Consider the following 13,619-nt stretch of genomic DNA (forward strand, 5'->3'; position numbering starts at 1 on the left):
TTTCTCCTGAAAGGTCAGTCCAGCAAGGACACGGAAGTCGGCGCATGGCTGCGGCTGGTCGCCAGTTCTTCAAACTCGTTGATGTTGTCGATCTCGGTGCCCATGGAAACGTTGGTAACGCGTTCCAGGATGATTTCCACCACTACCGGCACACGGAACTCCTTCATCCAGCGCTTGGCCTGGGCGAATGCATCCTGGATCGCGTTCGGATCGGTGACACGGATCGCCTTGCAGCCCAGTCCTTCCACCACCGCGACATGGTCGACGCCGTAACCGTTGAGTTCCGGCGCGTTGATGTTTTCAAACGCCAGCTGTACGCAATAGTCCATCTCGAAACCGCGCTGCGCCTGGCGAATCAGGCCAAGGTAAGAGTTGTTCACCACCACGTGCAGGTAAGGCAGGTTGAACTGGGCGCCTACCGCCAGTTCCTCGATCATGAACTGGAAATCGTAGTCGCCGGAAATCGCCACCACGTCGCGTTTAGGATCGGCGACGCAGACGCCGAGCGCTGCCGAAATGGTCCAGCCCAGGGGGCCAGCCTGGCCGCAGTTGATCCAGTGGCGGGCGTGATACACATGCAGGAACTGCGCGGCGGCGATCTGCGACAAGCCGATGGTGCTGACGTAGCAGGTATCGCGACCGAAGGCGCGGTTCATTTCTTCGTAGACGCGCTGCGGCTTGACCGGCACGTTGTCGAAATGGGTGCGGCGCTGCAGGGTGCGCTTGCGCTCCTGGCACTCGCCCAGCCAGGCTGAACGGTCAGGCAACTTGCCCGCTGCTTTCAATTCTTTGGCGACTTCGACGAACAGGGTCAGCGCCGCTTTCGCATCCGACACGATGCCGTAGTCCGGGCCGAACACGCGGCCGATCTGGGTCGGTTCGATATCGACGTGGACGAACTTGCGGCCCTTGGTGAATACCTCGATCGACCCGGTATGGCGGTTGGCCCAGCGGTTGCCGATGCCGAGCACGAAATCAGATGCCAGCATGGTGGCGTTGCCGTAGCGGTGGCTGGTCTGCAAACCGACCATGCCCGCCATTTGCGGATGGTCGTCAGGGATCGCGCCCCAGGCCATCAGGGTCGGGATCACCGGCACGCCGGTCAGCTCGGCGAATTCAACCGCGAGGTCGGCGGCATCGGCATTGATCACGCCGCCGCCGATGGTCAGCAGCGGCCGCTCGGCTTCGTTCAGCATGGTCAGGGCTTTTTCGATCTGCGCCCGCGATGCCTTCGGCTTGTATACCGGTAAAGGTTCGTAGGTGTCGGGATCGAATTCGATTTCCGCCATCTGCACGTCGAACGGCATGTCGATCAGGACCGGACCTGGGCGGCCGGAACGCATGATGTGGAAAGCCTGCTGGAATACGCGCGGCAGCAAAGCCGGTTCGCGTACGGTGACCGCCCATTTGGTGACCGGCTTGGCGATCGATTCGATGTCGACTGCCTGGAAATCTTCCTTGTACAGGCGCGCGCGCGGCGCCTGGCCGGTGATGCACAGGATCGGGATCGAATCGGCCTGGGCCGAATACAAGCCGGTGATCATGTCGGTGCCGGCCGGGCCGGAAGTGCCGATACAAACGCCGATATTGCCTGGATTGGCGCGGGTGTAGCCCTCCGCCATATGGGAGGCGCCTTCAACGTGGCGCGCCAGCGTGTGCTGGATGCCGCCGTGCCGTTTCATCGCAGAGTAGAACGGATTGATTGCCGCGCCCGGCACGCCAAAGGCTTGCGAACAGCCCTCTTTCGCCAATACGTGCATTACTGCGTCCACTGCCTTCATCTTTGCCATGTTGCCTCCAAATTGTCTGAATTATTGCCAATGATTCATTGCCACTGCCTGCGGCGTGTCCTTGCCTCCCTTCGCTTTCCGCGCCAGGCATTGCGGATTGCGGGATGGACTGAAGACTGCCGAGTGGATGAAGTACATGCTATAACCAAACATATTGTTTGATAAGAACACAAACAATCGCTTTATTCGATACATCAAGTATGGAATACTAAGGAAAATACTAAATATGGAAGAGACATGGACAAACTCAAGCAGATTGAAGCCTTCGTCAGCGTGGTCGAGAAAGGCAGCCTGGCGAGCGCGGCGCTGGAGCAGAACATCACGCCGGTGATGCTGGGCCGGCGCATCGACGCCCTGGAAAAACGGCTGGGCACCAAGCTGATGCACCGCACTACCCGCCACCTGACATTGACCGAACAAGGCACGGTGTTCCTCGACCATTGCCGCAAGCTGCTGACCGAACTGGACATTGCCGAAAAGATCATCTCTGAAGGCCGCCACAAGGCCACCGGCCACCTGGTGGTGTCGGCGCCGGCGGCGTTCGGCCGCAAGCATGTGGCGCCGCATGCGCCGGCTTTCATCGCCACCAATCCGGAAGTGCAGATCTCTTTCAACCTGACCGACCGCGTGGTCGACCTGGTGCGCGAAGGCTACGACATCAGCATCCGCATCGGCGGCACCATCGATCCGAATTTCGTTGCGGTCAAGCTGGCCAGCAACCGCCGCGTGGTGTGCGGCACGCCGGAATACTTCCACCGCAACGGCATTCCCAAGACATTGGAAGACATCGCCGACCACAACTGCCTGTCCTTCAATCTGCAAGGCGGCCAGCAGCGCGGCTGGTATTTCCAGCAGGGCGGCAAGCCGGTGATCATCAAGACCGCCGGCAACCTCGACTGCAACGATGGCGAACTGCTGCACCGCTGGGTCAGCGAAGGCCTGGGACTGGGCTGGCGCTCGACCTGGGAAATCGAATCGCAGCTGGCGTCGGGCGAACTGCTGACGGTGCTGGACGAGTTTGCACTGCCGCATTACGACATCATGGCGGTCTATCCGCAGCAGCGCCACCTGCCGGCCAAGGTGCGTTTCTTCATCGATCGCCTGAAATCGATTTATGCGCAGCCCGACTACTGGAGCAAGGGTTGAAAGCGGGGCTTGAAAGTTCGCGCCGGACAACAAGACAGATTGCTGAACTGTAAGTTTCGTAACAATCCCGCCTTGCCCATGGCGAGCCAGTCAACCGAGCCGATCCCTGCACCGTTTTAGTGTGGTGAATCGCACATATGCAAGCCATGCGAAGTACTACACTGAATATATCAACCAACATAACGAGGCAGCTATGACAATCCGCAAAACAACTCAACAAGCCATGCTGGCTGCAGCCATCGGCGGCGCGCTGCTGCTCAGCGGCTGTGCAGCGCCGTATGGTGGACAAGGTTATGGCAACCAGGGTTATAACAACCAAAACTACGGCAACCAGGGCTATGGCAATCCGCAACCGCAAACCTATCCAGGTTACCAACAAGGAGGCGGCTACCAGCAAAACCGCGAGGACAACTACGGCGTGGTCGACGCCATCGACGTCGTCAACACGCCTAGCCAAGGCATAGGCGGCGCAGTCGTCGGCGGCGTGCTGGGCGGCGTGGTGGGCCATCAGGTCGGCCACGGCACCGGCAATACCCTGGCAACTATCGCCGGCGTGGTCGGCGGTGCGGTAGCCGGCAACCAGCTTGAGGCGCGCAACAGTCCCGGCTCCACTTCTTACAATGTGCGCGTGCGCATGAACAACAACGGCTACCAGACCATCAGCGTCGGCAATCCGGGCGATTTGCGGGTGGGCGACCGGGTGCGTGTCGAAAACGGCCAGATTTCCCGCTACTGATAACCCGGCGCGATATTCCTGAGGCAGCTGGCGGCTGCTGTTCTGCTTTTCCAAGCCATGCGCTTGGCAAGTTGGTTGGCATCCGGCATCCGCCGGCTGCATAAAAACAAGGAGGCATCATGAACATGCAACTTAAACCGCTGTGGCTGTCGCTCTTTATCGCCGCCAACGCCTTTGCGCTGCACGCCAACGCAGCGGAGGAAAACGTGCAGTACAGAGACCCGCCGCGCTGGCGGGTCGAGGACCGGACCCCGCAAGCGCGTTTCCAGACCATGAAAAAAGAAAACACCAATGCCTATGCGCAGGCCCTTAACGATTGCCGTGCAATGCGCGGCCGCGCGGCCGGCGACTGCCGCAAGGACGCCCGCATGAATTTCGACCGCGACATGCAACGCGCGCGAGAGATGACCAGCCGCAGATAGAATTCACCAAGCGCAATCGACGTGGTTGCGTGCACGCAGGAGGACAGGAAGGGCCGCATATGCGGCCCTTCCTGTTTTTAGCGTGTACCGGCAGCTTTGACCGAGAACTGGATTGCGCCCTCCTCCTCTTGCCACTGCGGGCGATGCCTGATATTTCAATTAAGTAATTGTCAACAATTGTTATTTTTATCATTTCTCGATTGCCACTTCAAGAGCAGGCCGTTAATAATGCCGCTGCAATAACTAATTGATTTTTTAGCATCTCGACACGGCCTAAGACTCAATGTTGTTGCACGTTTGTCTCGCTACGCGGCAAAGGTGCCGCCGCTGGCAGCATTTTCTTAATCTTAAGGAGTGAGTATGGCTATTCAGCAGTTGTCCATGAAGGAAATCGACGAAGTAAGCGGCGGTTGTTTCTGGTTCAGTTATTTCAGAAGCTGGCGTCCGGCCCCGCAAAGAAACTGCGTCCGTCCAACACCACCGACCCCGCCTAAGCCGCCAGTTCCGGTTGTCCCGTAAAAAGCAGTCCCTGAAAGAACACGGTCCCCCTGCCGTGTTTTTTCACTATAAGAAGAATATGAGTTTATTCCGCGATCAAGCACTTGCCGCACAACAAACCAGGTGGCTAGGCGACATTGTCCTGGTACGTCCGCTTTCCTACTCCATCCTGACCGCTTTTGCCGTGCTGCTGGCGGCGATGATCTGCGCCTTCCTGGCTTGGGGCAGCTACACCAGGCACAGCACCGTCAGCGGCCAGCTGATCCCGGCCGCCGGCCTGATCAAGGTCTATGCGCCGCAGGCCGGCATCGTCATCGAGCAGCATGTCAAGGAAGGCCAGCAAGTGAAGGCCGGCGCAGTGCTGTACGTGCTGTCCAGCGAACGCCAGAGCAGCACCTTGGGCGCAACCCAGGCGGCGATCAGCAGCCAGGTTGAACAGCGCCAGGCCAGCTTGCGCGATGAAATGCAAAAGACGCGGCAGCTGCAGCAGGAAGAACGCGCCGGCCTGAACAACAAAATTGCCGCGCTCGGCAATGAGCTGGCCAAACTGGACAACCAGATCGCCGGCCAGCAGGACCGTGTCAAGCTGGCGCAGGAAGCCATGCAGCGCTACCAGGGCTTGCTGCAGCAAGACTACATCTCGAAAGAACAATTCCAGCAAAAACAGGAAGAGCTGCTCGACCAGAAGAACCGCCAGCAAAGCCTGGAGCGCGACCGCATCACTGTCGGCCGCGAATTTTCAGCGCAGCAAACCGAATTGAGCGGCCTGTCCTTGAAGCAGCAGAACCTGCTGGCGCAGATCGATCGCACCCTCACCAGCACCGGCCAGGAACTGACCGAAAGCGAGGCCAAGCGGCGTATCGTCGTCACCGCGCCTGGAGCCGGCATCGCCACCGCGGTGATTGCCGATGCCGGCCAGTCGGTCGACGGCAACCGGCCGCTGGTGAGCATCGTGCCGGCCGGGACAGCATTGCACGCCGAGCTGTATGCGCCTAGCCGCGCCATCGGTTTCGTGCGGCCAGGCGACCAGGTGCTGATCCGCTACCATGCCTATCCCTACCAGAAATTCGGCCACCAGAAAGGCGTGGTGGCATCGGTGGCAAAGACCGCCTTGCCCAACAATGAATTGAATAACATCGGCACCTCCGCCAGCAGCAACAGCGAACCGATGTACCGCATCGACGTCAAGCTGGCGTCGCAGCAGGTCATCGCCTACGGCAAGCCGCAGGCGCTGCAGGCCGGCATGCTGCTGGAAGCCGACGTCCGGCAAGAAAAACTCCGTCTCTATGAATGGGTGCTGGAACCCCTGTACAGCCTGACCGGCAAACTTTGACCATGCTCAACCGACTTTCTTTCGGCCTGGCGCCGACCCTGCCGCTGATGCTGCAAACCGAAGCGACGGAATGCGGCCTCGCCTGCCTCGGCATGCTGGCCGGTTATTACGGTTACCGCACCGACCTGGCGTCATTGCGCCGCCGCTTCCCGGTCTCGCTCAAGGGCTCCACCCTGCGCGACCTGATCGCCATCGCCGGTCAGCTGGAACTGGCGACGCGTCCGCTGAAACTCGATCTCGACGACCTGGCGCAGCTCAAGCTGCCGTGTATCCTGCACTGGAATTTCAATCACTTCGTGGTGCTGCAAGAGGTTGGTCCGCGTTCGGTGACGATCTGCGATCCAGCCTTCGGCATCCGCAAGCTGTCGATGGATGAAGCAGCCAAGGCCTTTACCGGCGTGGCGCTTGAATTGTGGCCCAATCCCGGCTTCAAGCCGGCGGAAGAAAAGCAGATAGTGCGCTTGCGCAGTTTGCTGGGCCGCGTAACCGGCTTGTATCGTTCCTTCTCACAAATATTATTACTCTCGGCAGCGCTGGAAATCTTTGCGGTAGTCAGTCCGTTTTTCATGCAATGGGTAATTGACAATGTGCTGGTCTCCGCCGACCGCGACTTGCTGACGACGCTGGCCCTGGGTTTCGGCTTGCTGATGCTGATGCAGCAGGCGGTCACCATTACCCGCAGCTGGGTCCTGATGTACATGAGCACTACGCTCAATGTGCAATGGCGGGCCAATGTATTCACGCACCTGCTGCGGCTGCCAGTGGCCTATTTCGAAAAGCGCCATCTGGGCGACGTGGTATCGCGCTTCGGCGCCGTCGGCGTCATCCAGCACACGCTGACCACCTCGTTCCTGGAGGCGATCCTGGACGGCGTGATGACCATCGTCACGCTGGCGCTGATGTTCATCTACAGCCCGCTGCTGGCGTTGGTCGCGATTGCAGCGATGGCTTTGTACGGCCTGGGGCGCTGGGCCTGGTTTGCGCCCCTGCGGCACGCCACCGAAGAAGAAATCATCCACGCCGCCAAACAGCAGACCCATTTCCTGGAAACCATCCGCGGCGTCAAGACCATCAAGCTGTTCCAGCGCCAGGACGAGCGCCGCGCCACCTGGCTGAGCCTGCTGGTGGACCAGGTCAATGCCGACCTCCGGACCCAGAAACTGAGCTTGCTCTACAAGTCGCTCAACGGCGTGCTGTTCGGCATCGAAAACATCCTGATCATCTGGCTCGGCGCCAGGCTGGTCATGGACGGCAATTTCACGGTAGGCGCCTTGATGGCGTTCAGCGCCTACAAGGGGCAGTTCAACGAACGCGTCAGCTCCCTGATCGACAAGTTCGTCGAAGTCAAGATGCTGCAATTGCAAGGTGAACGGCTGGCCGATATCGTGCTTCATCCACCTGAAACGACGCATGGCCGAAATGTGGATGAGCGCGAGGCGGCTCTGATGCCGTCCCTGGAAGTGCGCGGCTTGCGCTTCCGCTATGCCGAGCAGGAGCCGTACGTGCTGGACGATGTTTCTTTCCGCATCGCCGCCGGCGAATCGGTCGCCATCGTCGGGCCATCCGGCGGCGGCAAGACAACCTTGATCAATATCCTGCTGGGGATACTGGCGCCGACCCGGGGCGAAGTGCTGATCGGCGGCCACAATGTCAGCCAGGTCGGGCTGGACACCTTGCGCCAGATGATCGGCACTGTGCTGCAGGACGATGTGCTGTTTGCCGGTTCGCTGGCCGACAACATCAGCTTTTTCGATCCCCAGGCCGACCGTGCCTGGATCGCCGACTGCGCCCGCATGGCTGCGATCCACCAGGATATCGCAGCCATGCCGATGGGCTACAACACGCTGGTCGGCGACATGGGGTCCATCCTCTCGGGCGGCCAGAAGCAACGGGTGCTGCTGGCGCGTGCACTTTACAAGCGGCCGCAGATCCTGTTTCTCGACGAGGCCACCAGCCACCTGGATATCGAACGCGAGCAGCTGGTCAATACGGCCATCAAATCCATCAATATCACGCGCGTGATCGTGGCGCATCGCCCCGAAACGATCAGCAGCGCCGACCGCGCCATCGTGCTGGTCGGCGGCAAGGTAGTCGACGATCTGCTGCAGCAGGCCGAAGCGGAACCGGCGCCGGCACAATGATTTCGCTGAAAAATGCCTTGCCACTGCTGGCGCTGACTGCTGCCATCTCCGCACCGGCCTGTGCCGAATCGATCTGGTCCGATCCGCTGCGGACAGCAAACGATCTCTCGGGCACGCCGGCTGCCGCACTTACCGGCAGTTGCGGATTCGATGCGCAACTGCCGGCGCCGCTGACCTTGCTGGACGCGGTCGAACGCGCACTCTGCCGCAATCCGCAGACGCGCCAGGCCTGGGCCAATGTCAAGGTGCAAGCGGCTGCGCTGGGTGTGAGCCGCGCCGCCTATCTGCCAACCTTGACCGCCGCCGGCAGCTGGAGCAAAGCTGATAATCGTTATAGTTATCCGGATTTTCCAGAGAATAATTCATCGCTAAAAACCCACAGCAGCAATGCCAACCTGAGCTTGAATTGGGTGCTGTACGATTCCGGACTGCGCGCCGCCAACCTGGAAAATGCGCGGCAGTTATTGAACGCGGCCAGCGCGACGCAGGACGATGTCCTGCAGACCGTGTTCCTCAATACCGTGCAAAGCTTTTACCAGGCGCAGGCAGCGCAAGCGATGCTGAACGCAACCGTCGATGCAGAACTGGCCGCGCAACAGAGCTTCAGGGCCAGCGAAGCCAGATACCAGGCCGGCGCCGGTACATTGGCCGACAAGCTGCAGGCCCAGACCTCTTATGCGCAGGCAAGCCTAAAACGGGCGCAGGAGGCAGGCGACCTGCAAAGTGGGCTCGGCGCCCTGGCCATCGTCATGGGCTTGCGGCCGAACACGCCGCTGGCGCTCGCCGACCTGGGCTTGCAAGCTGCCGACGCACCTTTGCTGCAGCAAGCCGCCGACGACCTGATCGCCGATGCAGTGCGCAGCCATCCGAAAATACTGGCGGCGCAGGCGCAATTGAAATCCGCCCAGGCGCAGGTCGACGCCGCCCGCGCCGAAGGCAGGCCGACGCTGTCGCTGTTCGCCACCGGCGACCGCAACGATACGCCGATCAACCAGGTATCCTCCAAACAAACCATCACCAGCCGCAGCATCGGCCTGCAGGTCAGCATTCCGTTGTTCGACGGTTTCGGCCGCAAATACAAGGTGCGCGGTGCGCAGGCACAGGCCGAAAGCAGGCAGGCCGACCTGGAGAATATCGAGCAGCAGGTGATGCTGGAAGTATGGAAAAGCGACCAGGCCCTGCGCACAGAAGCCGAAAACCTGAACACCACTGACATTCTTTTACGCAGCGCGAAACAGTCTTTCGATGTAGCGCAGGGGCGCTACAGGGCTGGAGTGGGAAACATTCTTGAATTGCTGAAAGCGCAGAGCGACCTGGCCAGCGCACAACAGCAGCGCATTCTGGCACTGACCAGCTGGCAAACAGCAAGACTACGGTTGGCGGCCAGCTTGGGACGACTACGGCTGGATGGGATTTAGCGGCGAAGAAAACAAAAAGGCCCGCTTGCGCGGGCCTTTTCATTCTGGCGTCCCCAGGGGGATTCGAACCCCCGTACTCACCGTGAAAGGGTGATGTCCTAGGCCTCTAGACGATGGGGACAAAAATCTGTCCGTGTTACTGACCTGACTCATACTACTTACAGAAACAATAAAGGCCGCATTTGGCGGCCTCATTGATTGTATCGAACGCACTTGTTATCGAAAATCTGCGACCTTTTTTGCTCGCTTACCTGTCGATACCAAGATAATTCTGGCGTCCCCAGGGGGATTCGAACCCCCGTACTCACCGTGAAAGGGTGATGTCCTAGGCCTCTAGACGATGGGGACATTTACTGTCCGTACTACGTTGCTGCCTTACTACAATGTGCTGGTGGAGGTAAGCGGGATCGAACCGCTGACCTCTTGCATGCCATGCAAGCGCTCTCCCAGCTGAGCTATACCCCCGTTTGCAGAAGCGAGATTATAGCAAGCTTATTTAGAGCTTGTAAATCCCGATTTGCAGATTTATTGCAGTTTTACACCAGATACGGCTGCAAACGTGCGGTCACGGCCTCGCGACCCAACAATTCGAGCACGGCATCAATCGCCGGGGTCTGCAACTGTCCGGTCAGCATCAAACGCAATGGCATCGCAATCTGCGGCATCTTCAGCGTATGCGCAGCCAATACTTCCTTGATCATCGGCGCCAGGCTTTCCTTGTTCCACTCGACGGTTGCGCAGCGTGCGGCGAAATCGGCCAATGCCGGCTTGACCGCATCGGTAAAGTGCTGCGTCAACAATGCAGCATCCGGCACCGGCTTGCGATAGAACAGCATGGCGGCAACCCCGATTTCATTGACAGTATGGGCGCGCTCTTTCAGCAGGCCGATCACTTTTGGCAATGCCGGCCCATTGCTGAAATCAGCGCCGTCTTGCTCCATCAATGGCTTGACCAGCGTCGCCAGGCGCTCATTGTCGGCCAGCTTGATGTAGTGATTGTTGATCGATGCCAATTTTTCCGGATTGAATTGCGCCGGCGATTTCGACAAATGATCGAGATCGAACCATGCGCAGAATTGTTCCACGCTGAAAATCTCTTCGTTGCCGTGGCTCCAGCCGAGGCGCGCCAGGTAGTTCAGCATCGCTTCCGGCAGGTAGCCTTGCGCCGGATAATCCATCACGCTGACCGCGCCGTGGCGCTTCGACAGTTTTTCGCCGTCGGCGCCAAGGATCATCGGCACGTGGCCGTATAGCGGCAGGTCCGCGCCCAGGGCCTTGAGGATATTGATCTGGCGCGGCGTGTTGTTGACATGGTCGTCGCCGCGGATCACGTGGGTAATTTCCATGTCCCAGTCGTCCACTACCACGCAGAAATTGTAGGTTGGCGTGCCGTCCGGACGGGCGATCACCAGGTCATCCATTTCGCGGTTCGAGATGGTGATATTGCCCTTGACCACATCGTCCCAGCTGACGTCGCCGTCGAGCGGATTCTTGAAACGCACCACCGGCTTGCGGTCGGCAGGAACAGGCGGCAAGGTCTTGCCCGGCTCTGGACGCCAGGTGCCGTCGTAGCGCGGCTTTTCGCCGGCGGCGCGCATGCGCTCGCGCATCGCTTCGACTTCTTCCGGCGACGAATAACAATGATAAGCCGTGCCCTGTTGCAGCATCTGCCCGATCACTTCGCGATAGCGGTCCATGCGCCGCATCTGGTAGAACGGACCTTCGTCATGTTCCAGGCCCAGCCATTGCATGCCGTCGATGATCGCTTGCACTGCCTCGGGCGTCGAACGCTCGAGGTCGGTATCTTCGATGCGCAGCACGAAAGTGCCGCCGAAGTGGCGCGCATAGGCCCAGGAAAACAGCGCGGTGCGGGCGCCGCCCAGGTGCAGGTAACCGGTCGGGCTTGGGGCAAAACGGGTGCGTACCGGTTTCGATGAAGAAGTAGGTGCTGGAGTGCTGGCGGTCATGATAAATAAAAACGGCCTTGGATTGCCAAAGCCGTTATCAAGGAAAAACCCATTTTACCGCGTTGCAGCAGCGGATGGAAACAGGGATGGCCTCAGGCTCGGGTCTATTTGACGGTGACGTTGATGGTTTTGCTCAGCTCCGGGCCGTAAGACTGGTGGGCGCCGTTGGCGAATTGCATGGTCAGCTTGTATTTCCCTGGCGGCAGCGTGACGCTGGTTTCGGCCTGACCCTTGCCAAAATGCAAATGCTTGTCGTCGATCGGGATCGACTCTCCTTTCGGAATGCTGTCTGCGTTGATCAGCAAGTGATGGTGGCCGGTATTGGCTGTCATGTCGCCGGCCGGCTTGACTTCCATGCCGCTGACGCCGAACTTGACGGTGAACGGGCTGCTCACCACCGCGCCGTCGGCCGGCTCGATGAAAGAGACCGACGCAGCGTGGGCCAGCTGCGGCAACAGGCTGGCGCTCAGCAGGGTTGCAGAAAACAACAGCGAAAAAATTCGTGATTTCATTGCCTTGTCCTTGAGGTGGAAAATGCGGTGGAAAATCAGGTGGAAAACCTACATAAAATCCGCGCAACGCATTGGGTGCAATAACTGAGTGCAATAATACAGCGCAGCCAAACTACCAGGAGACCATCATGCAAGCCGCCCATGGCAATCTATTGACCGAGCTGCCGGCCGACGGTTCCACCGAAGTATTCGAACTCCTGCACCAACGGGCCGGCCTGAAAATCGAACGCATCGTCTCCAACGGCCAGGCCAGCCCGCCCGGCTTCTGGTACGACAACCCACAGGAAGAATGGGTGCTGCTGCTCAGCGGCAGCGCCGGACTGACGCTGGAAGGCCAGGCCGGCGAGCATGTCATGCAGCCTGGCGCCTGGCTGCATATTCCGCCGCACTGCCGCCACCGCATAGAATGGACCGATGCAGCGCAACCTACAATCTGGTTGGCGATACATCATGCCTAGGCATTGCCGCCGAAATTCTTCCTTTAGTCGTTCTTGATCACGATGGTAGGGAACTTGCTGCTCATGTCCTTGGCTTTTTCCGCCACCTTGATCGCCACCTTGCGCGCAATCTCTTTATAGATATGCGCCACCGGACCTTCGGGTTCGGCCACCACGGTCGGTCTGCCGGAATCGGTCTGCTGGCGGATCGACATGGTCAGCGGCAAGGCGCCCAGGAATTCAACGCCGTATTCGCCGCACATCTTGGCGCCGCCGCCTTCGCCGAAAATGGCTTCGGCGTGGCCGCAGTTGGAGCAGATATGGGTACTCATGTTCTCCACGATGCCGAGGATCGGAATGCCGACCTTCTCGAACATTTTCAAACCCTTGCGCGCATCCAGCAAAGCGATGTCCTGCGGCGTAGTGACGATCACGGCGCCGGTCACCGGGACTTTTTGCGACAAGGTCAGCTGGATGTCGCCGGTGCCGGGCGGCATGTCGACGATCAGGTAATCGAGGTCGCGCCAGTTGGTCTGGTCCAGCAGCTGCTGCAAAGCCTGGGTGACGATCGGGCCGCGCCACACCATGGGCTCGTCCGGATCAACCATGAAACCGATGCTCGAGACTTGCAAGCCGTGATTTTCCAGCGGCTCCATGGTCTTGCCGTCCTTGGTTTCAGGACGGCCGCTGATGCCCATCATCATCGGCTGCGAAGGACCGTAGATATCGGCGTCGAGGATGCCGACCTGGGCCCCTTCTGCCGCCAGCGCCAGCGCCAGGTTGACCGCGGTGGTCGATTTGCCGACGCCGCCCTTGCCGGACGCCACGGCGATGATGTTCTTGATGTTGGACATCAGCTTGACGCCGCGCTGCACCGCATGCGACTGGATTTTCGAATAGACCTGCGGGCTGACCTTGCCGACCCCGTCCAAGGCGCCGACCGCGGCGGCGGCGGCATCGCCGATCAGGGAAAACTGGCTCTTGGCCGGGTAATCCAGCTCGATATCGAACAGCACATCGGCGCCGTCCAGCCGGATATTCCTGGCCGACTTGCTGCTGATCAGATCCTTGCCGGTATTCGGGTCGATCACGCTGGATAACGCTGCCTTGACTGCTTCAATCGTGACGCTCATTACTTTTCCTCTGCACGTTCTTTATAAGATGCGGCAAGTCTAAACCAAATCGCCGCAGTTCCGCTGGCGCGACGTACGGCGGGCAC

11 protein-coding genes and 3 tRNA genes are annotated in these 13,619 nt (G+C 59.6%); 7 read left to right on the forward strand and 7 right to left on the reverse strand.

Annotated elements, in window-relative coordinates; genetic code table 11:
- Positions 1-14: 14 nt before the first annotated feature.
- The gene (gcl, locus tag CFter6_RS19660; RefSeq protein ID WP_061541355.1) at positions 15-1,790 is read right to left on the reverse strand and encodes a glyoxylate carboligase; all 1,776 of its coding nucleotides are present in this window, start codon (positions 1,788-1,790) and stop codon (positions 15-17) included.
- Positions 1,791-2,027: 237 nt separating this feature from the next.
- Here gcl and CFter6_RS19665 point away from each other — a divergent pair, with 237 nt between their 5' ends.
- From CFter6_RS19665 to CFter6_RS19690, 6 genes are all read left to right on the forward strand, one after another.
- A complete protein-coding gene (locus CFter6_RS19665) occupies positions 2,028-2,936 on the forward strand; it encodes a LysR family transcriptional regulator (RefSeq protein WP_061541356.1) in 909 nt (302 codons plus the stop codon).
- A gap of 193 nt (positions 2,937-3,129) precedes the next feature.
- A complete protein-coding gene (locus CFter6_RS19670; protein WP_236904425.1) occupies positions 3,130-3,672 on the forward strand; it encodes a glycine zipper 2TM domain-containing protein in 543 nt (180 codons plus the stop codon).
- A 119-nt stretch (positions 3,673-3,791) separates the two neighbouring features.
- Entirely contained in the window at positions 3,792-4,094 is a 303-nt protein-coding gene (locus CFter6_RS19675; protein WP_061541358.1) for a hypothetical protein, read from the forward strand.
- A gap of 577 nt (positions 4,095-4,671) precedes the next feature.
- Positions 4,672-5,925, forward strand: a complete 1,254-nt coding sequence (locus CFter6_RS19680; RefSeq protein ID WP_061541359.1) for an HlyD family secretion protein — start codon at positions 4,672-4,674, stop codon at positions 5,923-5,925.
- A complete protein-coding gene (locus CFter6_RS19685; RefSeq protein ID WP_236904426.1) occupies positions 5,922-8,066 on the forward strand; it encodes a peptidase domain-containing ABC transporter in 2,145 nt (714 codons plus the stop codon). Before CFter6_RS19680 ends, CFter6_RS19685 begins: the two co-directional genes overlap by 4 nt.
- On the forward strand, positions 8,063-9,484 hold the full coding sequence (locus CFter6_RS19690) for a TolC family protein (protein WP_082814883.1): 1,422 nt from the start codon (positions 8,063-8,065) through the stop codon (positions 9,482-9,484). The genes CFter6_RS19685 and CFter6_RS19690 overlap by 4 nt, the downstream gene beginning before the upstream one ends.
- 45 nt (positions 9,485-9,529) lie before the next feature.
- Here CFter6_RS19690 and CFter6_RS19695 read toward each other — a convergent pair.
- The 5 genes from CFter6_RS19695 to CFter6_RS19715 all read right to left on the reverse strand — a co-directional run bounded on the left by CFter6_RS19695 (position 9,530) and on the right by CFter6_RS19715 (position 11,963).
- Positions 9,530-9,605, reverse strand: a tRNA-Glu gene (locus CFter6_RS19695).
- 151 nt (positions 9,606-9,756) lie between these two features.
- A tRNA-Glu gene (locus CFter6_RS19700) sits at positions 9,757-9,832 on the reverse strand.
- 41 nt (positions 9,833-9,873) lie between these two features.
- A tRNA-Ala gene (locus tag CFter6_RS19705) sits at positions 9,874-9,949 on the reverse strand.
- 71 nt (positions 9,950-10,020) lie between these two features.
- On the reverse strand, positions 10,021-11,451 hold the full coding sequence (gene gltX / locus CFter6_RS19710) for a glutamate--tRNA ligase (protein ID WP_061541361.1): 1,431 nt from the start codon (positions 11,449-11,451) through the stop codon (positions 10,021-10,023).
- A 104-nt stretch (positions 11,452-11,555) separates the two neighbouring features.
- Positions 11,556-11,963, reverse strand: a complete 408-nt coding sequence (locus tag CFter6_RS19715; protein ID WP_061541362.1) for a DUF4399 domain-containing protein — start codon at positions 11,961-11,963, stop codon at positions 11,556-11,558.
- A gap of 128 nt (positions 11,964-12,091) precedes the next feature.
- Here CFter6_RS19715 and CFter6_RS19720 point away from each other — a divergent pair, with 128 nt between their 5' ends.
- Entirely contained in the window at positions 12,092-12,421 is a 330-nt protein-coding gene (locus CFter6_RS19720; protein ID WP_061541363.1) for a cupin domain-containing protein, read from the forward strand.
- A 23-nt stretch (positions 12,422-12,444) separates the two neighbouring features.
- Here the strand turns inward: CFter6_RS19720 and apbC are convergent, their stop codons facing one another.
- Positions 12,445-13,533, reverse strand: coding sequence for an iron-sulfur cluster carrier protein ApbC (apbC, locus tag CFter6_RS19725; RefSeq protein ID WP_061541364.1), 1,089 nt, complete (start codon positions 13,531-13,533; stop codon positions 12,445-12,447).
- Positions 13,534-13,619: the final 86 nt, after the last annotated feature.

This window comes from Collimonas fungivorans, from assembly GCF_001584145.1.
Lineage (GTDB): Bacteria > Pseudomonadota > Gammaproteobacteria > Burkholderiales > Burkholderiaceae_D > Collimonas > Collimonas fungivorans.

Excerpts from the sequence above, each read along its gene's own strand:
- gcl (WP_061541355.1), bottom strand. The coding sequence starts at position 1,790 with ATGGCAAAGATGAAGGCAGTGGACGCAGTAATGCACGTATTGGCGAAA.
- CFter6_RS19665 (WP_061541356.1), top strand. The coding sequence starts at position 2,028 with ATGGACAAACTCAAGCAGATTGAAGCCTTCGTCAGCGTGGTCGAGAAA.
- CFter6_RS19670 (WP_236904425.1), top strand. The coding sequence starts at position 3,130 with ATGACAATCCGCAAAACAACTCAACAAGCCATGCTGGCTGCAGCCATC.
- CFter6_RS19675 (WP_061541358.1), top strand. The coding sequence starts at position 3,792 with ATGAACATGCAACTTAAACCGCTGTGGCTGTCGCTCTTTATCGCCGCC.
- CFter6_RS19680 (WP_061541359.1), top strand. The coding sequence starts at position 4,672 with ATGAGTTTATTCCGCGATCAAGCACTTGCCGCACAACAAACCAGGTGG.
- CFter6_RS19690 (WP_082814883.1), top strand. The coding sequence starts at position 8,063 with ATGATTTCGCTGAAAAATGCCTTGCCACTGCTGGCGCTGACTGCTGCC.
- gltX (WP_061541361.1), bottom strand. The coding sequence starts at position 11,451 with ATGACCGCCAGCACTCCAGCACCTACTTCTTCATCGAAACCGGTACGC.
- CFter6_RS19715 (WP_061541362.1), bottom strand. The coding sequence starts at position 11,963 with ATGAAATCACGAATTTTTTCGCTGTTGTTTTCTGCAACCCTGCTGAGC.
- CFter6_RS19720 (WP_061541363.1), top strand. The coding sequence starts at position 12,092 with ATGCAAGCCGCCCATGGCAATCTATTGACCGAGCTGCCGGCCGACGGT.
- apbC (WP_061541364.1), bottom strand. The coding sequence starts at position 13,533 with ATGAGCGTCACGATTGAAGCAGTCAAGGCAGCGTTATCCAGCGTGATC.